Raw genomic sequence first — 22,130 nt, 5'->3', positions numbered from 1 at the left:
TACACAATAAGATTAAAATAGCCGAAAAGGTCGAAGCCCATGCTGCAAATGGTCAATGTTACTAGTTCTCTTGCAGTATTTCTTTTTCTCTACGCGGCCTGGACCGATTTCCGTACATGGAAAATCCCCAATGCCGTCGTGCTGGCGCTCGTAACACTTTGTGCACTGCGGGCAGTGGCCTTGATACTTGGCTCGGATGATGTCGGCGCGGCGCTGTTTGCCTCGAGTGGAATCGGCGGCGACATCGCGGCCGGTCTGCTGATGTTCATGCTTGGGGTGGCTCTCTGGGCGTTCCGCCTGTTTGGCGCAGGAGACGCCAAGCTTTTCCTGCCGATCGGCCTTTTTATCGGCTGGCACGGAATGATGCCGTTCGCGGTGCTGCTGCTTGTCCTCGGCATCGTGACGCTGCTGGTCCTGCGGCTGCCGGTGCCGCTGGCAGTCGCGCATCTCGCCTTTTTCATACGTATCGAGGAAATTCGGGCGAGCCGGAAGATACCCTATGGCGTCATCATGGTTTTCGCGACGCTCCTGACCATGGCTTTGCCCATGATCCGACAGCAGTTGCAGCTTCGGTGACCTACCCCGAAAAGGCTCTGTCCGACCTGTTCTCCAGCGCGGCGATCTCCTCGGAGACCTCGCTCAATCGCTGACGCAGGTCGCTGTCGGTGCCGTCATCGACCTCTTCCTCGCCAAAACAATAGCGCGCCTCGTGAAGCTCGAGCTTGGCTTCGAGCTCGGCGCGTCTGGCATATAGCCGCTTGAGATAGACGTGGTTCATCTCCCGGTCTCCACATCGTCCGGTGATGGGAAAACGATGTGGAGGCGGTAAGGTTCCGGTCTATCAGGTGAAAGAAGCGATCGCTGCTCTGCAGGCCTTGGCGAAATGGCCGCAACAGCCGGCGGCGCCCATCGTTTGGCGACTGACGCGCGCGCCTTCGAGCAGCAGCGTCAGCGTATCGGCAAGAAGTTGAGGTTCGCGCGCACCGGCTGCCGAACAGAGCGCGGCGAGGCGATCGCGTTGTTCGGCCTTGTGCCGTTCGATCACTTCATGGGCGGGATGACCCTCCCCCTTGAGCTCGATGGCGGCGTTGGCGAGATCGCAGCCAGCGGGCTCGCCGTTCAGACACTGCGCCCGCATCTCCACCCAGGCGCCGAGCTGGGCGCGGGGATCGCCGGGATGGGCGGCCTCCAGATCGCACCAGATGGCATTGGCCTTTTCGGAGGCGCGCCGCAACGTCTCGCAGACGAGTTCGTCCTTCGAGCCGAAATGCCGGTAGAGCGTCATCTTGTTGGTCAGGGCGGCGTCGGCGATGGCATCGACGCCAATGCCGCGGATGCCGCGCTCGCGGAAAAGCTCCACGGCCGTCGAGACGATGCGCTCCCGCGGCGGGATGCGATCTTCTGAAACGGTTGCGGAGATTTCATTCGAAGTTTCTGATTTTTTTGCGGACGAAGTCCTTGACATCAATGTGACCGATCGGTAACAACAGCATTGTTACTTACCGGTAACACCACAGGCCGCGAAAGTCAACGCAGAGGGTTGGCGGCGGATGTGGAACACGGGCGACCGCCCACGAAAGGAGGACAAGCCATGAGAAAGACCAGAGACGACCTGACGATATCCGAAGCCCTTCGCGACCCCCTGATCGCCATGGTGTTGCGCGCCGACGGCGTGAAGCTTGAGGACTTCAAGCAACTCCTGGAGACGGCCGCCGACAAAGGTCAACCGCGCCCGACGCCGGTGGGCAAGATGATCGGAGCGCTTGCGAGCCGCGCCAATCTGCCGGCCATCCCCTGCTTCGGCTGAAAAAGCCGCTTGAACCCGGGGGATCTCTCCCTGCCCCCGACAAGGGCTGTCGTCATAAAGAGGCGGCGGCCCTTGCTGCTTGATCGTAGTGGCCGGAAAGTGCCCTCAGCATCGCTGCCACTGCCGATGTCGAGCCGGCATCGAGCCCGAGCCCCTTCATTGATTCCACCAGCAACGCTTCGCGCACCGCACGGTATCTCAGGCAGGTTTCAACGCCCTTGTCGGTAGCGATGATCAACTTCTCCTTGCCTGCCCGCGCGCTTTTCACGAGGCCGCGCTTTTCCAGCTTCTTGAGCGCATAAATCACCAGATGCGTATCCTCGACGCCGAGCACGCTGCAGAGATCGCCGAGCCGCTTCGGCCGCCGCCGGTGCGCCACCGAATGCAGCACCAGCACGTCGATCGCAGCGCAGCCGGGTTCGCCCGCCGCCGTCATGCAGCGCACCATCCAGCGGTCGAAGGCATTGCCGGCGAGGATGAGCCCAAATTCCAGTTCCGACAGAACGGGAAGCGCGCCGTCGGCGAGATGCGAGGAGGAGACGATCGGCCCGATTTCCGGTTGCCCGCATTCATCTGCCATTCCATCCCTCCACGATCAACAGCTCAACGTTGACATTTTATCGATAAATCGTCAATGATTTTTCAATTCAACGGGAGGCCGGACGATGAGCGGGCAGTGGGATTTCTGGATCGATCGCGGCGGCACCTTCACCGATATCGTCGCCCGCCGCCCCGACGGCTCGCTCGTCGCGAACAAGCTGCTTTCGGAAAATCAGGAAGCCTATCGCGACCCGGCGGTTCATGGCATCCGCGAATTGCTCGGCCTCAAGCCCGGCCAGACGATCCCTTCCGAGCTCATCGGCGCCGTGAAGATGGGAACGACGGTCGCCACCAATGCACTTCTCGAACGCAAGGGTGATCCGACCCTGTTGGTGACGACGAAGGGCTTTCGCGATGCGCTGGAGATCGGCTATCAGGCGCGCGCCGACATCTTCGCCAAGAAAATCGTCAAACCGGAACTGCTCTACGCCGATGTGATCGAGGCCGACGAGCGCGTACTGGCGGACGGCACGGTGGAACGCCCGCTCTTAGAAGATGATCTGCGGCACGCGCTTGAAGCCGCCTATGCGCGGGGACTGCGCGCCGTCGCAATCGTTTTCATGCATGCCTACCGCTATCCCGAGCACGAACAGCAGGCCGCCGCCATCGCGCGCGCCATCGGCTTCACGCAGATCTCGCCCTCGCATGTGGTTTCACCGCTGATCAAGCTTGTCGGCCGCGGCGACACGGCCGTCGTCGATGCCTATCTATCCCCGGTTCTCCGGCGCTATGTCGATCAGGTCGCCGTCGAGCTCGGCGCGGTCGAAGGAAAGGGCCCGAAGCTGATGTTCATGCAGTCCTCGGGCGGACTGACCGACGCGCATCTCTTCCAGGGAAAGGATGCAATCCTCTCCGGACCCGCGGGCGGGGTGGTCGGCGCGGTCGAGGTCTCGCGCATCGCCGGTTTCGACAGGATGATCGGCTTCGACATGGGCGGCACCTCGACGGACGTTTCGCACTATGACGGCGAGCTGGAACGCGCTTTCGAGACCGAGGTCGCCGGTGTGCGCATGCGCGCGCCGATGATGAAGATCCATACCGTCGCAGCCGGCGGCGGCTCGATCCTGAGCTATGACGGTTCACGCTTCCGCGTCGGCCCGGAGTCGGCGGGTGCCACGCCCGGCCCGAAATCCTATCGCCGCGGCGGGCCGCTTGCTGTTACTGATGCAAATATCATGACGGGCAAGCTGCTGCCGGAGTTCTTCCCCACAATCTTCGGGCCGGAGCAAGACCAGCCGCTCGACGCCGAGGCGGTGCGCGCCGCCTTTGCCGAGATGGCGCAGGATATCGGCGGCGGCCGGACGGCGGAAGAGGTGGCCGACGGCTTCCTCGCTATCGCTGTCGAGAATATGGCCAACGCCATCAAGAAGATCTCCGTCCAGCGCGGTTACGACGTTTCCGACTATGCGCTCACCTGTTTCGGCGGCGCCGGCGGCCAGCATGCCTGCCTGGTCGCCGACAGCCTCGGCATGAAAACGGTGCTGATCCACCCCTTCTCCGGCATTCTTTCGGCCTATGGCATGGGGCTCGCCGATATCCGCGCCACACGCCAGCGCGCGGTGCTGGCCGAACTAGCCGCCGCCCTGCCGGCGATCGGCGGTATCCGGGCCGAACTGGAGAAAGAGGTGCGCAGGGAACTGATGCTGCAGGGCGTCGAAGCCGGCGACATGGAGGTCGTCATCCGGCTGCACCTGCAATATAAGGGCACCGACACCGCCCTGCCCGTCGCCTTCGGGCCGCAGGCGGAGATGACGCAAGCCTTTGCCGCCGCCCACAAGAAGCAGTTCGGCTTCATCTTCGAAGACCGGCCTGTCGTCGTCGAATCCATCGAAGTCGAAGGCATCGGCGGCGGCGCCGATGTCGAGGAGATGAACGTGCAGGCGGGGAGCTTCGCACCGCAAGCGCTGCGCACGACCCGCTTCTATTCCGGCGGAAGCTGGCATGAGGCCGGCATTTTCAGGCGTGATGCGCTGAAGCCGGGTGCAGTCGTCAAGGGGCCGGCCCTCATCATCGAAGCGCATCAGACGATCGTCGTCGAGACCGGCTGGCAGGCGCGCCTGACCGGCCACGACCATATCGTTCTCACCCGCGAGATCGCGCTTTCCCGCAATTCGGCGATCGGCACCAGCGCCGACCCCGTCATGCTCGAAGTCTTCAACAATCTGTTCATGGCGATCGCCGAGCAGATGGGCGTGACGCTGCAGAACACTGCTCACTCGGTCAATATCAAGGAGCGGCTCGATTTCTCCTGCGCCGTCTTCGACCGCACCGGCGCACTCGTCGCCAATGCGCCGCATATGCCCGTGCATCTGGGATCGATGGATCGCTCGGTCGAAACGATCATCCGGCTCAACGAAGGCCGCATTCGACCGGGCGATGTCTTCGCGCTCAATGCGCCTTACAACGGCGGCACGCATCTGCCCGACATCACCGTCGTCACGCCGGTGTTCGACGACGCCGGCGAGACCATCCTGTTTTACGTCGCCTCGCGCGGCCATCATGCCGACATCGGCGGCAAGGCACCTGGTTCGATGACGCCGCGGGCGACCAAGGTCGATGAGGAAGGCGTGCTGATCGACAATTTCCTGCTGGTCGACAAAGGCCGTTTCCGTGAGAGCGAATTTGCCGCAATGCTGCGGGACCATCCCTACCCCGCCCGCAACCCGGCCCAGAACCTCGCCGACGTGAAGGCGCAGATCGCGGCCAACGAAAAGGGCGTTCAGGAACTGCGCAAGATGGTCGCCCATTTCGGGCTCGACGTCGTCGAAGCCTATATGGGCCATGTCCAGGACAATGCCGAGGAGAGCGTTCGCCGGGTGATCGCCCGCCTCAGCGACAGCGAATTCGCCTATCCCACCGATCAGGGCGCCGTCATCAAGGTGAAGATCACCGTCGACCGGAAGGCGCGCGAGGCAACGGTCGATTTCACCGGCACGAGCGCCCAGCAACCGACCAATTTCAATGCGCCGGAACCGGTGACGCGCGCCGCGGTGCTCTATGTCTTCCGCGTCATGGTCGAGCAGCCGATCCCGATGAATGCCGGCTGCCTGCGGCCGATCCGGATCGTCGTGCCGGACGGATCGATGCTGCGCCCGGCCTATCCGGCCGCCGTCGTCGCCGGAAATGTCGAGACCAGCCAGCATGTGACGAATGCGCTCTTCGGGGCCCTCGGAACGCTGGCAGCCGCCCAAGGGTCGATGAACAACCTGACCTTTGGCAACGTCACCTACCAATATTACGAGACAATCTGCTCCGGCGGCCCCGCCGGCCTGCTCAATGACGGCACCGGCTTCAGCGGCGCCGACGGCGTGCACACCCATATGACCAACTCACGGCTGACCGATCCCGAGGTGCTGGAATTCCGCTTTCCCGTCGTGCTGGAAGATTTTCACATCCGCCGCGGCTCCGGGGGCAAGGGCCAATATAGTTCCGGCGGCGGGACCGAGCGCACCATCCGCTTCCTGCAAGCGATGGATTGCAGCATTCTCTCCTCGCACCGAACGATCCGGCCTTTCGGCCTCTTCGGCGGGGAAGACGGGCAATTGGGAAAAACGGAGATTCGTCGCGGCGACGGCACGGTCGAAAGGCTGGAAGGCTGCGACCAGGCAATGCTCGCCGCCGGCGACGCCGTGATCGTCACGACGCCGACCGGCGGCGGCTACGGCAAGCCGTGACTGAAGCGCGCATCCTACCAGATCGTGATTACCCACTTCAGCTCCTTGTTTACATGCATGCCTTCATCCCGAAACCGCCAATTCCGGGCGACATGCATCAGAGGATTGGCTTGCCGCCTGTGACCGCGATTGTCGTGCCGGAGACATAGCTCGACAAGGGATCGGCCAGCATGACATAGGCCGTGGCCAGTTCGGCCGGCTGACCGGGCCGCTTCATCGGCACCTGCTTGCCGAAATTGCTGACGCTGTCTTCGGGCAGCGTCGAGGGAATGAGCGGCGTCCAGATCGGCCCCGGCGCCACGGCATTGGCGCGAATGCCCTTCTCGGCCAGAAGCTGGGCCAGGCCAGCGGTGAAATTCTGGATCGCGCCCTTCGTGGTGGCATAGGCAAGCAGCGTCGGGTTCGGATTGTCCGCATTGATCGAGGCCGTATTGATGATGGCGCTGCCGGGCTTCATATGGGCGACGGCCGCCTTTGTCAGGTAGAACATCGCGTGGATGTTGACCTTGAAGGTCAGCTCCCACTCCTCGTCGCTAATCTCGTCGATGCTCTTGAAGCTTGCCTGGTGCGCGGCATTGTTGACGAGAATGTCGATACCACCGAGCTCCTTGACCGCCGTCTCGACAATTTGCCGGCAATGGGCCGGATCCTGGATGTCGCCACTGACGAGCACGGCCTTGCGCCCCGCCTGTTCAACGAGCCGCTTCGTCTCGTCGGCATCCTCATCCTCGTCAAGATAGGAGATCACCAGATCTGCGCCTTCCCGGGCATAGGCGATTGCCACTGCCCGGCCGATGCCGCTGTCGCCACCGGTAATGATCGCCCGCTTGCCCTTGAGCCGTTCGGATCCGCGATAGGTTTTTTCACCATGGTCGGGAACTGGATCCATCTGTGCCGTGAAACCCGGCATCGGCTGTTTCTGGGATGGGAAAGGGGGTGTTGGATATTGTGTCATTATAGCCTCCTGAGTTGAGGGACAAACTCAGGCTGCGGCTGGTTGTTCCAACGGCGTTGCGGCCAGATCGCTTTTCAATCTCGGTCTTCGTGCCGGTGACGCACTGCATCTCGCCGTCGCAATCGGTAGCGACGCCACGCTCGTCACGCTCGACAAGGGGCTGGCAAAAGCCTGGAGCATCATCGGAGCGCGTCTGCCTGTTATGAGGTCGGCGGTCGGCGGTCGGCGGATGCGGATATCACGCAGTCTCCCGGTTCCACCGCCACCACATCCGCACAGACGATCAACCTACAAGATGTTGCGATTTGCCACAGCGACCATTGTGCCATAGTAATGTAATATGGCTGCAGTGTTCATGAGGTGCATGGAATTGGACGGAAAGACATCGCCCGCAGTTTACTCCGAAGATGAGAGCCTTGCCGGCGAAGCCGGCGGCAAGGGCACGCGCCGCGCCCGCGTCAGCGGCATCGACCGCGCTCTTCAGGTGATCGATCATCTCTATGAGACAGGATCGCCGGCCGGCGTCTATGCCATCGCCAAGGCGGTGAAGGCGCCGCTATCGACGGTCTACGTCATCGTCGACGACCTCGTCGAGAAGAACATGCTGACGCGCCAGGCGGACGGCTCGATCTGGCTCGGCGCCCGGCTTTATCACTATGGTCTCGCCTATGCGCGATCTCTGGATTTCATGAGCATTGCCACTCATGAAATGCACGATCTCTGTCGCCAGGCCGGCGAAACCGTGCAGGTCTGCGGCCGTGACGGCGATTACATGCTGGTGCTTGCCATGGCCGACGGTCCGAGCCATTTCCAGGTGGCGTCGCGCGTCGGCACCCGGGTGCCGCTCAACTGGACGGCATCAGGCCGCCTGCTCGTCGGCCACCTCCCCGAAGAGGAACGCATCGAGCTTTTCAAACGCTGCGCCCGCTCATCACCGACCGGCCGCGCCGAGATCGATCCGAGCACCCTGTCGGAAGCGGCCGGCAAGGCCTTCGAGGCGCGCCTGTCGATCCAGGCCGGAGAATCCGACTATGCGGTCGCCTGCATCGCCTCGCCGATCTGCGATCGCGCCGGCCAGTGCGTCGCCACCATTTCGATCGTGCTGCCTGAGCAGAAGGCCTTTTCCGATGAGAACCATTATACGGCGCATGTGCGCAATTCGGCGGAACGGATCGAAAAACTGATGGGTTGGCGCAACCGCTGACACCTGCCGCGCCACCGGATTTATCTGTAGGAATAGCCGTGGCTGTGACGCACGAGCCTGCGCGCCCGCGGCACGTACCGGCTGGCTGTGAACGCTTCGGCGCCCATCACCGCAAAGCGCGGCTCGAACAGCTTGTCGAGGACCGAGACATCGCCATTGGAATCCGTTGCTTCGAGCTCGGAATCGACGAGGTCGAAAATCGTGAATTCGGCTGGCGCGCCGACGGAAAGTCGGTTCTCCATCGGCAGCTTGATGACGGAGGCCGGCGCATGGGTGACGGCTTCCACGACCTTGTCGAAGGGCATGCCGACGCTGAGCAGCTTCGACATCGTCGTTGCCAGATCCCAGACCGGAAAGTTCATCGAATGGCCGTGCAGATCGGTCGAGATCGAGAACGGCAGAAGCCCGCGCGCGATCGCCGCTTCGGCGACCTTGAAGGAGAAGGAGGCGCCGCCATGGCCGATGTCGAGGCGGATGCCTTCGGAGGCGCAGCGCTCGGCGAGATTGAAAAGATCCTCGTCCTCCATGATGCTCGAACCGGCCTTGCCGTTGAAGCAGTGGGTGACGACGTCGCCGGGGTCGAGAATTTCGAGCACTTCGTCGTAAAGTGCCGGCGGTTCGCCGACATGGACCATCATCGGCACTTTCAGGATCTTGGCGATCTTCTTGCCGAGCTTGACGGGAGTGACGCCCCAGGAGCCGGTGATGACGTGGCTGGCGCGCACCTTGATGCCGACGATGTGCTCGCTGTTTTCGGCGTAGACTTCGAGAATCCGGTCGAGATCGATATCCCTGATATCCCTGAGCTCGGCGACGCGGTTGCAGGCGACGAGGCCGATCGAGCCGAGGTTCAGGAAGGCCTTGATGCGTTCGCGTGAGGGCTCGATGATATACTCGCGGAAGCCATGGAAATTTGCCTCGCCGGCCGAACCGGCGTCGACCAGGGTGGTGACGCCGCGCTCGAGACCGCATTCGGAGGGGCGGATGGAGATATCGGTGCCGCCATGCCAGATGTGTACGTGTAGATCGATCCAGCCCGGCGAAATGAAGGCACCCTTGCCGTCGACGCGTGTCACATCCTCAGAGGCCGGAAGCGACGGACCAATCCCGGCGATGCGGCCGTCAGCATTGACGAGAATGTCGATCACCCCCTCGGATGCGCCCGCACCGAACGCCATCGGTCTGACATTGGTGAGGAGAAGTGGCTTCTTCGTCCGGTCGCCCGATATGATCATATTTCCAAATTCCATAGTTATGCTATATAAATCCTTATAATAGAATAAAGCCGAAGAGACTGCTGTCAAGAGAAATGAAGCGTCGCTAGCCGCACGGCAGTGGCGGCAGCGCGCTCGTTCTCAACCGCGCTCCCGCCAAGGAGCGGCAAATTTTTCCAGCGATTTCAATCTCGCAGGATTGAGTAGTCAAGCCGTTCGAGGTGGTCGGGATCGGCGATGGCTTCGATGGCCGCAATCCTGTCTCCGGCGATGGTAAACGCTACTACGACGCGAATCTGACCCGCGATGCGCACGACGAAGCCAAGCTCGCCGTCGACGATGGCGATCTCTGCCGCCTGCGCCCGGCCCTTGAACAACTCTGCCACTTCGGATGCGCCGCGCGTTTCGCCGAAGGCCCCGAAACGCGCCGCCGTCGCGTCCAGCCGAAACACGACATCTGGGGCGAGCACGGCAATCAGCGCCTGCAGATCACCGCTGCGCGAAGCCGTTAGAAAGGCCTCCGCAATCGTTCGCTTGCGGCCGAGATCGACATCCGGCGTCTCGTCCACGCCCTGCACCCTGCGGCGGGCACGGCTCGCGAGCTGACGGGCGGCGGCGGATGATCGGCCGATAATCGGCGCGATTTCGTCGAAGGGAAGATCGAACATGTCGTGCAGCACGAAGGCAACCCGTTCGGCAGGCGCCAGCGTCTGCAACACGACGAGCAGCGCCACGCCCACCGAATCGGCGAATGCGGCGTCGCGCTCCGGATCCTTGGCAGGATCGGCGATCGCTGCATGGACTGGCATCTCCAGCGGCTCCTCGCGCCGGGTCTTGCGGGCACGCAGCATATCGAGGCAGATACGAGCCACCACCGTCGTCAGCCAGCCGCCGAGATTGCCGACGTCAGTCCTATCCGCACGGGTGAGCCGCAGCCAAGCCTCCTGAACGGCGTCTTCGGCCTCGCTGCGCGAGCCGAGCATGCGATAGGCGGCCGCTTTCAGATGCGCCCGGTTCGCCTCGAATTGATCGGCCAGCCAATTATTCTCGTTCATCCGTCACATTCCTTCGCTGCGTTCCGTCACATCAATGACGAATGAAACCGGGCCGGTGTGACAGCGCCGGCGGATCGTCGCACCCTGAACGCATCAAGGAGACATATCATGCAGGAGAGAATGGGAAATCCCGCCCTCGTGCTTCCACAAGCCATGCAGGCGCTCAATGCACTCGGCAAGGTGCCGACCGAAACGGGCCTTTCGCCAAAGCTGCTCGAACTCGTCAATCTGCGCGCCAGCCAGATCAACGGCTGCAGCGTCTGCATCGATGGTCATTGGCGCATTGCCCGCAAACACGGTGAGACGGATGAGCGGCTCTTTGCCGTCGCCGGCTGGCGCGACGCCCCCTATTATAGCGATGCCGAGCGAGCAGCCCTTGCGCTGACCGAGGCTGTGACCCGCACCAGCGACCGCGCCGACCCGGTGCCGGACGAGATCTGGGACGAGGCGACCCGGCATTATGACGGCCGCAGCCTTGCGGCTCTCGTCATCGCCATCGCCAACATCAATGTCTGGAACCGGTTGAACATCGCAACCCGTCAGATCGCCGGCGCCTGGAAACCGTGATCGGCGATTGCCGGCAGCGTTTCACCCCGCGCTGCCGGCGACCACACTTCCATTCAGCCCGGCAGCTCAGATGATGCCGCCGCCGCCGGCAACCGATGCCGGACGCTCGGCCGCCACCTTTTTGCGGTAGCCACTGGCGCGGTAGGCGGCGATCGGGTCGATCGCCCCGCCGGCGCGACGGCGCGCCTCGGCAAGGATCGGTTCGACATCGGCGCGATAGGCGCGCTTCAGCGTTTCCGACGCCATCAGCGCGTCATTGTCCTGCTGATAGCCCTCGAGCGCCTTGCGATCGACGAGGAGCGCCTGCGCATAGGCGCGGCGGATTTCGTTGGCGCTGTTGATCAGGCTCTCGATCGGATCGGTGACATTGTGGGACTGGTCGATCATATGCGCCGGATTGAAATCGTTGACGCCGCGCTGCTCGGCATCGACCAGCTCGTTGAACACCAGGAACAGCCGATAGGGATCGATTACGCCGGCATCGAGATCGTCGTCGCCATATTTCGAATCGTTGAAGTGGAAGCCGCCGAGCTTCCCGAACTGGATCAGGCGGGCAACGATCATCTCGATATTGGTGTTCGGCGCATGGTGGCCGAGATCGACAAGGCAATGGGCCTTGGGGCCGAGCGTCTGGGCGATCAGATAGTTGGTGCCCCAGTCCTGTACGATCGTCGAATAGAAGGCCGGCTCATACATCTTGTGCTCGGAGAACAGCTTCCAGTCGTCGGGCAGCGCCTTGTAAATGTCGGCCATCGAGGCGAGGTAACGCTCGAATGCCTTGGTGAAATTGCTCTGGCCGGGGAAGTTCGATCCGTCGCCGATCCAGACCGTCAGCGCTTTGGAGCCGATCGCCTTGCCGATCTCGATGCATTCGAGATTGTGCTCCACCGCCTGCGCGCGCGTCGCCGCGTCGGTGTGGCTGAGAGAGCCGTATTTGTAGGAATGGGCCTGTCCCGGCGCGTCGGAGAAGGTGTTCGAATTCATCGCGTCGAAGCCGAGGCCGAGCGCATCGCCCTTGGCCTTCAATTCCTTGGCGTCCGCCTTGTCCCAGGGAATATGCAGCGAGACGGTCGGTGTCGCCTGCGTCAGCTGATTGATGACGGCGCAATCGTCGAGCTTGTCGAAGATGCCGCGTGGCTCGCCGGCGCCCGGGAAGCGGGCAAAGCGCGTGCCGCCGGTGCCGACACCCCAAGAAGGAACGGCGACGAAGAATTCCGCGACCCTGCGGGTGATGGCTTCGATATCGACGCCGCGGCGCGCAAGTATGGCGCCCAGCGCCTCATAATCGGCTTTCAGTGCGGCTGCCCGCTTGTCGTTCTCGCTCGCGACGAGATCCTGCGCGATCCTGAACTCGGCCATTTTGTCCTCCCGGTTCTGCAATTTCTACATTGGAACTGCCGTGGGGCCGCCCCTCATCCGCCTGCCGGCACCTTCTCCCCGTTGTGAGGGGCAGAAGGGAATATGCCGCGCCGTCTCTGTCCTACTCCAACATTTCGTTGGGCAAGTCCCCTCTCCCCGTCATGACGGGGAGAGGGTTAGGGTGAGGGGCGGACGCATCCGCCCGTCAAAAATCACCGCGTAAAGCTCTGCACGTTGCCGGCGTCGACATTGATGATATTGCCGGTTGATTTTGCCGAAAGGTCCGATGCGAGGAAGTAGATCGCCTCGGCGATATCCTCCGGAAACACGTTGAGCTTCAGCATCGAACGCTTGCGGTAATGTTCCTCGAGATCATCGACCTCGATCTTCGAGGAGGCGGCGCGCTGCTCGCGCCATTCGCCGCTCCAGATCTTCGAACCGCGCAGCACCGCATCCGGGTTGACAGTGTTGACGCGGATGCCGGCATCCGCGCCTTCCAGCGCCAGGCAGCGGGCGAGATGGATTTCGGCGGCCTTTGCCGTGCAATAGGCAGACGCGTTCGGCGAAGCGGCAAGGCCGTTCTTCGAGGCAACGAAGACAATGTTGCCGCCGAGCGCCTGGCGGCGGAACAGACGGAACGCCTCCCGCGAGACAAGGAAATAGCCAGTCGCCAGAATGTCGATATTGCGGTTCCAGGTCGAAAGCTCGGTGGCTTCGATCGGCGCGGAGGAGGCAATGCCGGCATTCGAGACGAGGATATCGACGCCGCCGAATTCGACCGAAGCTTCCGCGAAGGAGGCGATCACCGCATCTTCCTTGGTAACGTCGAGCCGGACGCTGCGCACGGCATCAGCACCGTATTTCTTGACGAAGTCGGCCTCTGTGCTTTCGAGTGCTGCCTGATCGATATCGGCAAGCACCACGCAGGCGCCCTCGCCGACAAGGCGGGCGGCCGTCGCCCGGCCGATGCCGCCGGCGCCGCCGGTGACGAACGCCACCCGGCCGGCAAGGCTCTTCGGCTTCGGCATGCGCTGGAGCTTCGCCTCTTCCAGCAGCCAGTATTCGATATCGAAGGCTTCCTGCTCCGGCAGGCCCCGATATTCCGAAACCGTCGAGGCACCGCGCATGACGTTGATGGCGTTGACGTAGAATTCGCTGGCGATGCGCGCCGTTGCCTTGTCGCGGGCAAAGGACAGCATGCCGACGCCGGGAACGAGGAAGATGACGGGATTGGCGTCGCGCATCGCGGGCGAATTGTCATGCTTGCAGTCGTTGTAATAGCGGGCGTAATCGGCGCGGTAATCCTCCAGCGCCTGGTCGAGGCCGGCGACGATCGCGTCGACATCCGGCTTGGCCGGGTCGAAATCGACGATCAGCGGGCGGATCTTGGTGCGCAGGAAATGGTCGGGGCAGCTGGTGCCGAGCGCGCCGAGCGGCCGCAGATCTCGGGAATTGACGAATTCGAGCACGGCGTCCTGATCGTCGAAATGGCCAAGCTTGCGCTCCTGCTTGCCGATCCGGCCGCGGATCTCCGGCATCAGCCGGGCGGCGATAGCGCGGCGCTCGGCGACGGGCAGGCTCTGGGTCAGTGCACCGCCGAAAATCGTCTTGCCTTCGGTCTTTTCGGCAAACCAGACGATCGCCTTGTTGATGATGTCGAGTGTCAGCTCGTAGCAGGCCTTGGCGTCATTCGCCCAGGTGAAGAGGCCGTGGCTTTCGAGCACGACGCCCTTGGCGTTCGGGTTCGCCTTGACGAAGGCTTCGAGATCGAGGCCGAGCTGGAAGCCCGGACGGCGCCAGGGCAGCCAGCCGATCTCGTCACCGAAGATCTGCTTGGTCAATTCCCTGGAGTTCTTCGAGGCGGCAATGGCGATGATCGCGTCGGGATGCATGTGGTCGACATGGGTGAACGGCACAAAGCCGTGCAGCGGCGTGTCGATCGAGGCGGCACGGCCATTCAGGTTGAAGGTGCAGTGCGGCAGGAAGCCGACCATGCGGTCTTCGTCCTCGACGCCCTTGTAGATTGATTTCAGCGATTCCAGCTTGTCCTGGTAGAGGGTCGCAAAACCATCGAGCTTGATAGTGCCGACGTCGCCGCCCGAGCCCTTGACCCAAAGGACCATGACCTTGCCGCCGGTTAGGGGATCGGTTTCCATCACCTTCGCCGAGGTATTGCCGCCGCCGTAATTGGTGATGCGCTTGTCGGCGCCGAGCAGATTGGAGCGATAGAGCAGCTTGCCGGGCTCATCGAGGCCCGCCGCATAACCATCATCCCACCGGTTTTCCAGAAGCCGGACGTTCGCCGCCATATCATCCTCCCATATAGGCTTGTCAGGCACCGCGATCAGCGAGCCCTTTCGCTCAAGGTATCGCGCATCATAAATGCGCTTGTCAATCGAAAACGATCAAAATCGCTTATGCTGCATCGCAATATGGAAATTTATGATCGTTTGTGATTGACAGGCTTTAACAGATACGAAATATATATGACAAGAGGAGGAGCCAATGCACGAACGCGAACGTCATCGCATCATCTTAAGCGCCGTTCAGGAAAAGTCCGTCGTGACGATCCAGGACATTTCCGAATTGACGGAAGCTTCTGAAGCGACAATCAGGCGTGACATTGCGGCTCTTCACGTGCAGGGCAAGATCCGCCGTGTCCGCGGCGGCGCGGAGGCGGTGCATCCGCCGCAGCTCGGCAATCTCGCCGGCCGGCCCTTCCGGGTTTCAGAATCAGTCAACATCGATAAAAAACGCGCAATTGCGCGCGCCGCCGTCGAACTTTGCGAGGCCGGCGACGCCATCATCATCAATGGCGGCACGACCACTTTCCAGATGGTGCATTACATGGCCGGCCACCGCCTGCAGGTGATGACCAACTCTTTTGCCATCGCCGAACATCTGGTCAAGCATTCCAAAAACACCGTGACGGTGCCGGGCGGCGCGATCTATCGCGAGCAGAGCCTGATCCTGTCGCCCTTCGACAACGACGCGATCCGCAATTTTTATGCGCGGCGCATGTTCATCGGCGCGCAGGGTGTCGGCCCGCTCGGCATCATGGAGGCCGACGCCCTCATCATCCAGAGCGAGCAGAAGCTGATGCACCAGGCCGACGAACTCGTCGTGATGGTCGATTCCAGCAAGTTCAATCGGCGGTCGAGCCTCATTCTCTGCGCGCTCGACCGTGTTTCTGCGATCATCACCGATGACGGGATTTCAGAAGAGGCAGCTCGCATGGTCGAGAATGCCGGCGTCCGGCTTATTGTCGCGACCCCGGTGGCGCAGCTTGCGAAGGAGGATTCCTCGTCGGTCGCATGAGGCGCCGCCGAGGTGTGGAAGTCTAAATCTTAATGGGAGGAAAGTGACATGAAATTCGCAAAGACACTGGCGCTCGGCGCAGCGCTCGCCATCGCCATGATGGCCGGCACTGCCAGCGCCAAGGACATCAAGATCGGCCTCGTCGTGAAGTCGCTCGGCAACGGTTTCTTCGACGCCGCCAACAAGGGTGCCCAGGAAGCCGCCAAGGAACTCGGCGGCGTGGAAGTGATCTACACCGGTCCGACATCGACGACGGCCGAAGGCCAGATCGAAGTGATCAACTCGCTGATCGCTCAAGGCGTCGATGCCATCGCCGTTTCGGCCAACGATCCCGACGCGCTTGTTCCGGCGCTGAAGAAGGCAACCCAGCGCGGCATCAAGGTCATCTCGTGGGATTCCGGCGTCGCACCGGAAGGCCGTATCCTGCAGCTCAACCCCTCCTCCAACGAGCTGATCGGCAAGATGTGCCTGACGCTCGCCAAGGATCATCTCGAAGGCGGCAAGGGTGACTTCGCCATCCTGTCGGCAACGACCACCTCGACCAACCAGAACATCTGGATCGACCAGATGAAGAAGCAGCTCAAGGATTTCCCGGGCCTCAACCTCGTCACCACGGTTTACGGCGACGACCTCTCGGACAAGTCCTATCGTGAAGCCGAAGGCTTGCTGAAGTCCAACCCGAACGTCAAGGTCATCGTCGCCCCGACAACGGTCGGCGTTCTCGCCGCTTCCAAGGTTGTCGAAGACAAGGGCCTTGTCGGTAAGGTCTACGTCACCGGCCTCGGCCTGCCGTCCGAAATGGCCGGCGCGATCAAGTCTGGCGCGACAAAGGAATTCGCCATCTGGAACCCGATCGACCTCGGCTACTCCGCCACCCAGATCGCCTACCGCCTCGTCAAGGGCGAGACCGACGGCAAGCCGGGCAGCGAAATCAATGCTGGCCGCATGGGCAAGATCAAGGTCGGCGACAACGGCGAAGCCGCCATGGCCGATCCCTTCGTCTACAATGCCTCGAACATCGACCAGTTCTCCAAGGTCTTCTGATCCGAAGCAGCTCTATAAAAGCCCGGCGGCCTGTTAGCCGCCGGGATTTCTCATTCGACACTGGTAGAAAGCCGATGAACGCCGCCTTTCAACAATCCGTCACGGACAGCAAAACCGGCGATGCCCCCGCCATTCTGGAAATGCGCGGCATCTCCCAGATCTTTCCCGGCGTGAAAGCGCTCGACAATGTCAGCATCGCGCTTCACCCCGGCACGGTCACGGCGCTGATCGGCGAAAACGGCGCCGGCAAGTCGACACTCGTCAAGATCCTGACCGGCATCTACAGGCCGAACGAAGGCGAGATCCTGGTTGACGGCCGGACAGTGACCTTCGCGAGCGCCCAGGCGGCGATCGATGCCGGCGTCACCGCCATCCACCAGGAAACCGTGCTGTTCGACGAGCTGACGGTTGCCGAAAACATCTTCCTCGGTCATGCGCCGCGCACGCGCTTCCGCACCATCGACTGGCAGATGATGAACAGCCGCTCGAAGACGCTGCTGACGGCGCTTGAAAGCAATATCGATCCGACGATCCGGCTGAAGGACCTCTCGATCGCGCAACGTCACCTGGTGGCGATTGCCCGCGCTCTGTCGATCGAGGCCCGCATCGTCATCATGGACGAGCCGACGGCCGCCCTTTCCCGCAAGGAGATCGACGATCTCTTCCGCATCATCAAGGGCCTGAAGGAACAGGGCAAGGCGATCCTCTTCATCAGCCACAAGTTCGACGAGCTTTACGAGATCGCCGACGATTTCGTCGTCTTCCGCGACGGCCGCGCTGTCGGCCGGGGTAAGCTCAAGGAAACACCGCAGGACGAAATCGTCCGCATGATGGTCGGCCGTGACGTCGAAAACGTCTTTCCGAAGATCGATGTCGCGATCGGCGGCCCGGTGCTCGACGTGGAAAAATACAGCCACCGCACCGAATTCCGCGATATTTCGCTGACCCTGCGCAAGGGTGAGATTCTCGGCATTTACGGCCTGATCGGCGCCGGACGATCGGAACTCGCGCAATCGCTCTTCGGCATCACCAGGCCGCTCTCCGGCAGGTTGACGCTGGAAGGCCGGGAAATTTCGATCAGCTCGCCGCATGACGCCATCAAGGCCGGCATCGTCTATGTGCCGGAAGAGCGCGGCCGCCACGGCCTGGCGCTGCCGATGCCGATCTACCAGAACATGACGCTGCCGTCGCTGACGCGCACCTCGCGCAAGGGCTTCCTGCAGGCGGCGGAAGAATTCGCGCTCGCCCGAAAATATGCCGAGCGGCTGGATCTGCGCGCCGCCGCCCTCTCCGTGCCGGTCGGCACGCTGTCGGGCGGCAACCAGCAGAAGGTCGTCATCGGCAAGTGGCTCGCCACCATGCCCAAGGTCATCATCCTCGATGAGCCTACAAAGGGCATCGACATCGGCTCGAAAGCCGCCGTCCACGGCTTCATCAGCGAGCTTGCCGCAGAGGGCCTCTCGATCATCATGATCTCTTCCGAGCTGCCCGAGATCATCGGCATGTCGGACCGCGTTCTGGTGATGAAGGAAGGCCTGTCGGCCGGGCTCTTCGAGCGCGATCAGCTTTCGCCGGAGGCGCTGGTGCGCGCGGCGACCGGAAACGCATGAGGTGACGGGCATGGCCAAACTGATCAGAAAACGCGAAACCCTGCTCTTTGCCATCATCGTGCTGATGATTGGCATCTTCTCGACGCGGGCGGCCGATTTCGCCACACCGGATAATCTCGCCGGCATCTTCAACGACACAGCGATCCTCATCATTCTTGGCCTTGCCCAGATGACTGTTATCCTGACGAAATCGATCGATCTCTCGGTGGCCGCCAACCTTGCCTTTACCGGCATGGCGATCGCGATGATGAACGCCGCCTTTCCCGGCCTGCCGCTGATCGTGCTGATCCTCGCCGCGGTCGTGATCGGCGCTGCCCTCGGCACCATCAACGGCTTCCTCGTCTGGCGCCTGGAAATCCCGCCGATCGTCGTGACCCTCGGCACGCTCACCATCTATCGCGGCATGGCCTTCGTGCTCTCCGGCGGCGCCTGGGTGAACGCCCACCAGATGACGCCGACCTTCCTCGCCGTTCCCCGCACGCCGATCCTCGGCCTACCGGTGCTGAGCTGGGTTGCGATCATCATCGTCGCGCTGATGTACATGCTGCTGCGCTACAGCCCGTTCGGCCGCTCGGCCTATGCGACCGGCGGCAATCCGACAGCTGCCGTCTATGCCGGCATCGATACCGGCCGCACGAAATTCCTCGCCTTCGTGCTCTCGGGCGCGCTCGCCGGCCTTTCCAGCTATTTATGGGTTTCGCGTTATGCGGTCGCCTATGTCGATATCGCCAACGGCTTCGAGCTCGACAGCGTTGCGGCCTGCGTCATCGGCGGCATCTCGATTGCCGGCGGCGTCGGCTCGGTCGCCGGCACCGTGCTCGGCGCGCTGTTCCTCGGCGTCATCAAGAACGCCCTGCCGGTCATCGGCATTTCGCCCTTCACGCAGATGGCGATCTCCGGCACCGTTATCATTCTCGCCGTCGTCTTCAACGCAAGGCGCGAGCGCAATCGAGGCCGCATCATCCTGCGTGACCGCGCAGCAGCGGAGGTCGCAGCATGAGCACCGTTTCTCCAACGCCCGAAAAACGGATCATTCCCGATCGGCTCGGCACGCCGTTCAAACGCATCATGTCGAGTTGGGAAGTGCTGCTCTTCGGCGTCGCCATCCTGATCTTCATCTTCAATTCCGTGGCCTCACCCTATTTCCTCGATGCCTGGAACCTCTCGGACGCGACTTTCAACTTCACCGAAAAGGCGATGATCGCCTTCGCCATGGCGCTGCTCGTCATCTCGGGCGAAATCGACCTCTCGGTCGCCGCGATCATCGCCCTCGCCTCGACGGCGATGGGGGCGGCGGCGCAACTCGGCGTCGGCACGCCGGGCCTGGTCGCGATCGGCATCGGCACCGGCCTTGCCTGCGGCATCTTCAACGGCGTGCTCGTTTCGGTGCTGAAACTGCCGTCGATTGTTGTCACCATCGGCACGATGAGCCTGTTCCGCGGCATTTCCTATATCGTGCTCGGCGACCAGGCCTACGGCAAGTACCCTTCCGATTTCGCCTATTTCGGCCAGGGCTACGTGTTCTGGGTGTTCTCCTTCGAATTCGTGCTGTTCTTCGTGCTGGCGATCCTCTTTGCCATCCTGCTGCATGCGACGAATTTCGGCCGGCAGGTCTATGCGATCGGCAACAATGATTTCGCCGCCCGCTTCTCCGGCATCCCGGTCGAGCGCGTCAAATTCATTCTCTTCCTGCTGACCGGCGTCATGAGCGGTGTTGCCGCCGTCTGCCTGACTTCGCGGCTCGGCTCGACCCGGCCGTCGATCGCCCAAGGCTGGGAACTCGAGGTCGTCACCATGGTCGTGCTCGGCGGTATCTCAATCCTCGGCGGCTCGGGCACGATCGGCGGCGTCGTGATCGCCGCCTTCGTCATGGGCCTCGTCACCTTCGGCCTCGGCCTGTTGAACGTGCCCGGCATCGTCATGTCGATCTTCATCGGCCTTCTCCTCATCATCACCATCGCGATTCCGATTATCGCCCGCCGCATCAAGCTCATGAGCTCCCGATGACCCTGGAAAAACACGCCTTCAAGATGCAGCTCAATCCCGGCATGGAAACCGAATACCGCAAGCGGCATGACGAGATCTGGCCGGAGCTGGTCGATCTGCTGCACCAGTCGGGCGCCAGCGACTATTCGATCCATCTCGACCGCGAGACCAACACACTGTTCGGCGTGCTGACGCGGTCGAAGGACCACACGATGACGAGCCTGCCGGACCATCCGGTCATGAAAAAATGGTGGGCTCATATGGCCGATATCATGGCGACCAATCCGGATAATTCGCCTGTTCAAAGCGACCTCGTCACCCTCTTCCACATGCCATGACCACCAGTTCCTATCGCCGCATCGCCGTCCTCGATATCGGCAAGACCAATGCCAAGGTCGTCGTGCTCGACAGTGGGACAGGCGCCGAGATCGCCGTCCTGAAACGGCCGAACATCATGATCAAGACCGGCCTCTACCCGCATTATGATATCGAGGCGCTCTGGTCCTTCGCCCTCGACGCACTGAAAGGCCTGGCGCGGGACCCCGGCTTCGATGCCATTTCGATCACCACCCATGGCGCCGCAGCCGCGCTGCTCGACCGGGACGGTGCTCTCGCCATGCCCGTGATCGACTACGAGCATGAATATCCGGAGGACATCCGGGATGCCTATACGCGGCTGCGTCCTTCCTTCGAGGAAACCTTCTCGCCGCGCCTAGCAATGGGCCTCAATGTCGGCGCGCAGCTGCACTACCAGAAGACCGCCTTTCCCGAGGAATTCGCCCAGGTCACGACCATCGTAACCTACGCGCAATATTGGGCGGCGCGGCTGACCGGCGTCGCCACCAATGAGCTGACTTCGCTCGGCTGTCACACCGACCTCTGGAACCCGAAAACATCAAGCTATTCCTCACTCGTCGACAGGCTCGGCATCCGCGGTCTGATGGCGCCGATCCGCTCCGCCTTCGATGCGCTGGGCCCTGTCCTGCCTGATATTGCCGACGATATCGGCATCTCCGTGCCCGTCTATTGCGGCATCCACGATTCCAACGCCTCGCTGCTGCCGCACCTCGTCCATCGGCAAGCCCCTTTCGCCGTCGTCTCGACAGGCACCTGGGTCATCAGTTTCGGCGTCGGCGGCGATCTCGACCACCTCGATCCGAAACGCGATGCGCTTGCCAATGTCGACGCCTATGGCCGCGCCGTTCCCTCCTCGCGTTTCATGGGCGGGCGGGAATTCGATATCCTTTCGGCCGAAATCGGCCCTGTCGACGAAAAGGCCGCGCAGGCAGCGATCGGCGCCGTCATCGACAAGGGCATCATGCTGCTGGCCAATATCGCCTCCGGTTCGGGACCGTTTCCGGGCAAGGCAAGCCGCTGGATCGGCGCCGAAGACGCGAGCCGCGAGGAGCGTTTTGCCGCCAGCTGCCTCTATCTCGCGCTGATGACCGATGCATGTCTCGGACTGATCAGCGCCAAGGGCCCTGTCATCGTCGAAGGGCCCTTTGCCCTGAACGGAACCTATCTCAAGCTGCTCGCCGCCCTCACCGGCCGCGATGTCATCGCCCTTCCCGGCTCGACCGGCACCAGCCAGGGGGCCGCCCTTCTGACCGGCATCCGGCCGGTCTCCGGGGCGCAGACACATGTTCCGCCGACCGATATCCCCAGGCTCAAGGCCTATCGCGATCGCTGGTTCGCGGCGATGAAATAGCAGCTTTTCCCAGGCGCGCCCCTTGTTCC

20 protein-coding genes and 1 pseudogene are annotated in these 22,130 nt (G+C 62.3%); 13 read left to right on the top strand and 8 right to left on the bottom strand.

Annotation, left to right across the window (positions count from 1 at the left end):
* Nucleotides 1-39 precede the first annotated feature (39 nt).
* The gene (locus J7U39_RS24110) at nt 40-576 is read left to right on the top strand and encodes a prepilin peptidase (RefSeq protein WP_210632326.1); all 537 of its coding nucleotides are present in this window, start codon (nt 40-42) and stop codon (nt 574-576) included.
* Nucleotide 577: 1 nt separating this feature from the next.
* Here the strand turns inward: J7U39_RS24110 and J7U39_RS24105 are convergent, their stop codons facing one another.
* Nucleotides 578-778 carry a hypothetical protein gene (locus J7U39_RS24105; protein ID WP_210632325.1) on the bottom strand — a complete coding sequence of 67 codons (201 nt, stop codon included), beginning with the start codon at nt 776-778 and terminating at the stop codon, nt 578-580.
* 63 nt (nt 779-841) lie between these two features.
* Entirely contained in the window at nt 842-1,465 is a 624-nt protein-coding gene (locus J7U39_RS24100; RefSeq protein WP_210632324.1) for a TetR/AcrR family transcriptional regulator, read from the bottom strand.
* A gap of 126 nt (nt 1,466-1,591) precedes the next feature.
* On the opposite strand from J7U39_RS24100, the gene J7U39_RS24095 reads away from it, so the two are divergent.
* The gene (locus J7U39_RS24095; protein WP_210632323.1) at nt 1,592-1,807 is read left to right on the top strand and encodes a hypothetical protein; all 216 of its coding nucleotides are present in this window, start codon (nt 1,592-1,594) and stop codon (nt 1,805-1,807) included.
* Nucleotides 1,808-1,859: 52 nt separating this feature from the next.
* On the opposite strand, the gene J7U39_RS24090 is transcribed toward J7U39_RS24095, so the two are convergent.
* Nucleotides 1,860-2,387: a winged helix DNA-binding protein gene (locus J7U39_RS24090; protein WP_210632322.1), complete on the bottom strand. Its 528-nt coding sequence runs from the start codon at nt 2,385-2,387 to the stop codon at nt 1,860-1,862.
* 85 nt (nt 2,388-2,472) lie between these two features.
* Here J7U39_RS24090 and J7U39_RS24085 point away from each other — a divergent pair, with 85 nt between their 5' ends.
* Nucleotides 2,473-6,081 (top strand): hydantoinase B/oxoprolinase family protein, encoded by a 3,609-nt coding sequence (locus tag J7U39_RS24085; RefSeq protein WP_210632321.1) that lies wholly within the window; start codon nt 2,473-2,475, stop codon nt 6,079-6,081.
* A 97-nt stretch (nt 6,082-6,178) separates the two neighbouring features.
* On the opposite strand, the gene J7U39_RS24080 is transcribed toward J7U39_RS24085, so the two are convergent.
* Complete coding sequence (locus J7U39_RS24080) at nt 6,179-7,036, bottom strand: SDR family oxidoreductase (RefSeq protein ID WP_210632320.1); 858 nt, start codon at nt 7,034-7,036, stop codon at nt 6,179-6,181.
* Between the two features lie 73 nt (nt 7,037-7,109).
* Between J7U39_RS24080 and J7U39_RS31905 the strand changes: the two are divergent.
* A pseudogene (locus J7U39_RS31905) lies at nt 7,110-7,223 on the top strand (PIN domain-containing protein); the annotation flags it as partial.
* Nucleotides 7,224-7,400: 177 nt separating this feature from the next.
* Nucleotides 7,401-8,240 carry an IclR family transcriptional regulator gene (locus J7U39_RS24075; protein WP_210632319.1) on the top strand — a complete coding sequence of 280 codons (840 nt, stop codon included), beginning with the start codon at nt 7,401-7,403 and terminating at the stop codon, nt 8,238-8,240.
* Nucleotides 8,241-8,260: 20 nt separating this feature from the next.
* Here the strand turns inward: J7U39_RS24075 and J7U39_RS24070 are convergent, their stop codons facing one another.
* Nucleotides 8,261-9,475: an amidohydrolase/deacetylase family metallohydrolase gene (locus J7U39_RS24070; RefSeq protein ID WP_210632318.1), complete on the bottom strand. Its 1,215-nt coding sequence runs from the start codon at nt 9,473-9,475 to the stop codon at nt 8,261-8,263.
* Between the two features lie 164 nt (nt 9,476-9,639).
* On the bottom strand, nt 9,640-10,509 hold the full coding sequence (locus J7U39_RS24065) for a sigma-70 family RNA polymerase sigma factor (RefSeq protein ID WP_210632317.1): 870 nt from the start codon (nt 10,507-10,509) through the stop codon (nt 9,640-9,642).
* Nucleotides 10,510-10,617: 108 nt separating this feature from the next.
* Between J7U39_RS24065 and J7U39_RS24060 the strand changes: the two genes are divergently transcribed.
* A complete protein-coding gene (locus J7U39_RS24060; RefSeq protein ID WP_210632316.1) occupies nt 10,618-11,076 on the top strand; it encodes a carboxymuconolactone decarboxylase family protein in 459 nt (152 codons plus the stop codon).
* Between the two features lie 66 nt (nt 11,077-11,142).
* Here the strand turns inward: J7U39_RS24060 and rhaI are convergent, their stop codons facing one another.
* Nucleotides 11,143-12,435: an L-rhamnose catabolism isomerase gene (gene rhaI, locus J7U39_RS24055; RefSeq protein ID WP_210632315.1), complete on the bottom strand. Its 1,293-nt coding sequence runs from the start codon at nt 12,433-12,435 to the stop codon at nt 11,143-11,145.
* A 212-nt stretch (nt 12,436-12,647) separates the two neighbouring features.
* Nucleotides 12,648-14,744, bottom strand: a complete 2,097-nt coding sequence (locus tag J7U39_RS24050; RefSeq protein WP_210632314.1) for a bifunctional rhamnulose-1-phosphate aldolase/short-chain dehydrogenase — start codon at nt 14,742-14,744, stop codon at nt 12,648-12,650.
* 196 nt (nt 14,745-14,940) lie between these two features.
* On the opposite strand from J7U39_RS24050, the gene J7U39_RS24045 reads away from it, so the two are divergent.
* The 7 genes from J7U39_RS24045 to J7U39_RS24015 all read left to right on the top strand — a co-directional run bounded on the left by J7U39_RS24045 (nt 14,941) and on the right by J7U39_RS24015 (nt 22,101).
* On the top strand, nt 14,941-15,753 hold the full coding sequence (locus tag J7U39_RS24045; RefSeq protein WP_210632313.1) for a DeoR/GlpR family DNA-binding transcription regulator: 813 nt from the start codon (nt 14,941-14,943) through the stop codon (nt 15,751-15,753).
* A 48-nt stretch (nt 15,754-15,801) separates the two neighbouring features.
* Nucleotides 15,802-16,797: a rhamnose ABC transporter substrate-binding protein gene (rhaS, locus tag J7U39_RS24040; protein ID WP_064808509.1), complete on the top strand. Its 996-nt coding sequence runs from the start codon at nt 15,802-15,804 to the stop codon at nt 16,795-16,797.
* A gap of 74 nt (nt 16,798-16,871) precedes the next feature.
* Nucleotides 16,872-18,407 carry a sugar ABC transporter ATP-binding protein gene (locus J7U39_RS24035; protein ID WP_210632312.1) on the top strand — a complete coding sequence of 512 codons (1,536 nt, stop codon included), beginning with the start codon at nt 16,872-16,874 and terminating at the stop codon, nt 18,405-18,407.
* 10 nt (nt 18,408-18,417) lie between these two features.
* Nucleotides 18,418-19,407: an ABC transporter permease gene (locus J7U39_RS24030; RefSeq protein WP_210632311.1), complete on the top strand. Its 990-nt coding sequence runs from the start codon at nt 18,418-18,420 to the stop codon at nt 19,405-19,407.
* A complete protein-coding gene (locus tag J7U39_RS24025; protein WP_210632310.1) occupies nt 19,404-20,414 on the top strand; it encodes an ABC transporter permease in 1,011 nt (336 codons plus the stop codon). The genes J7U39_RS24030 and J7U39_RS24025 overlap by 4 nt, the downstream gene beginning before the upstream one ends.
* Nucleotides 20,411-20,731: an L-rhamnose mutarotase gene (gene rhaM / locus J7U39_RS24020; protein ID WP_210632309.1), complete on the top strand. Its 321-nt coding sequence runs from the start codon at nt 20,411-20,413 to the stop codon at nt 20,729-20,731. The genes J7U39_RS24025 and rhaM overlap by 4 nt, the downstream gene beginning before the upstream one ends.
* On the top strand, nt 20,728-22,101 hold the full coding sequence (locus tag J7U39_RS24015; RefSeq protein ID WP_210632308.1) for an FGGY-family carbohydrate kinase: 1,374 nt from the start codon (nt 20,728-20,730) through the stop codon (nt 22,099-22,101). Before rhaM ends, J7U39_RS24015 begins: the two co-directional genes overlap by 4 nt.
* Nucleotides 22,102-22,130 lie beyond the last annotated feature (29 nt).

This window comes from Rhizobium sp. NLR16a (assembly GCF_017948245.1).
Taxonomy (GTDB): domain Bacteria; phylum Pseudomonadota; class Alphaproteobacteria; order Rhizobiales; family Rhizobiaceae; genus Rhizobium.
This window is presented reverse-complemented; position numbering and strand designations above follow the sequence as displayed.

Bases quoted from the DNA above. Each gene is read 5' to 3' on its own strand.
- J7U39_RS24085 (WP_210632321.1), top strand. From the start codon at position 2,473: ATGAGCGGGCAGTGGGATTTCTGGATCGATCGCGGCGGCACCTTCACC.
- J7U39_RS24075 (WP_210632319.1), top strand. From the start codon at position 7,401: ATGGAATTGGACGGAAAGACATCGCCCGCAGTTTACTCCGAAGATGAG.
- J7U39_RS24095 (WP_210632323.1), top strand. From the start codon at position 1,592: ATGAGAAAGACCAGAGACGACCTGACGATATCCGAAGCCCTTCGCGAC.
- rhaS (WP_064808509.1), top strand. From the start codon at position 15,802: ATGAAATTCGCAAAGACACTGGCGCTCGGCGCAGCGCTCGCCATCGCC.
- J7U39_RS24080 (WP_210632320.1), bottom strand. From the start codon at position 7,036: ATGACACAATATCCAACACCCCCTTTCCCATCCCAGAAACAGCCGATG.
- J7U39_RS24050 (WP_210632314.1), bottom strand. From the start codon at position 14,744: ATGGCGGCGAACGTCCGGCTTCTGGAAAACCGGTGGGATGATGGTTAT.
- J7U39_RS24015 (WP_210632308.1), top strand. From the start codon at position 20,728: ATGACCACCAGTTCCTATCGCCGCATCGCCGTCCTCGATATCGGCAAG.
- J7U39_RS24025 (WP_210632310.1), top strand. From the start codon at position 19,404: ATGAGCACCGTTTCTCCAACGCCCGAAAAACGGATCATTCCCGATCGG.
- J7U39_RS24030 (WP_210632311.1), top strand. From the start codon at position 18,418: ATGGCCAAACTGATCAGAAAACGCGAAACCCTGCTCTTTGCCATCATC.
- rhaM (WP_210632309.1), top strand. From the start codon at position 20,411: ATGACCCTGGAAAAACACGCCTTCAAGATGCAGCTCAATCCCGGCATG.
- J7U39_RS24090 (WP_210632322.1), bottom strand. From the start codon at position 2,387: ATGGCAGATGAATGCGGGCAACCGGAAATCGGGCCGATCGTCTCCTCC.
- J7U39_RS24105 (WP_210632325.1), bottom strand. From the start codon at position 778: ATGAACCACGTCTATCTCAAGCGGCTATATGCCAGACGCGCCGAGCTC.
- J7U39_RS24100 (WP_210632324.1), bottom strand. From the start codon at position 1,465: ATGTCAAGGACTTCGTCCGCAAAAAAATCAGAAACTTCGAATGAAATC.
- J7U39_RS24110 (WP_210632326.1), top strand. From the start codon at position 40: ATGCTGCAAATGGTCAATGTTACTAGTTCTCTTGCAGTATTTCTTTTT.
- J7U39_RS24065 (WP_210632317.1), bottom strand. From the start codon at position 10,509: ATGAACGAGAATAATTGGCTGGCCGATCAATTCGAGGCGAACCGGGCG.
- J7U39_RS24045 (WP_210632313.1), top strand. From the start codon at position 14,941: ATGCACGAACGCGAACGTCATCGCATCATCTTAAGCGCCGTTCAGGAA.
- rhaI (WP_210632315.1), bottom strand. From the start codon at position 12,435: ATGGCCGAGTTCAGGATCGCGCAGGATCTCGTCGCGAGCGAGAACGAC.
- J7U39_RS24070 (WP_210632318.1), bottom strand. From the start codon at position 9,475: ATGATCATATCGGGCGACCGGACGAAGAAGCCACTTCTCCTCACCAAT.
- J7U39_RS24035 (WP_210632312.1), top strand. From the start codon at position 16,872: ATGAACGCCGCCTTTCAACAATCCGTCACGGACAGCAAAACCGGCGAT.
- J7U39_RS24060 (WP_210632316.1), top strand. From the start codon at position 10,618: ATGCAGGAGAGAATGGGAAATCCCGCCCTCGTGCTTCCACAAGCCATG.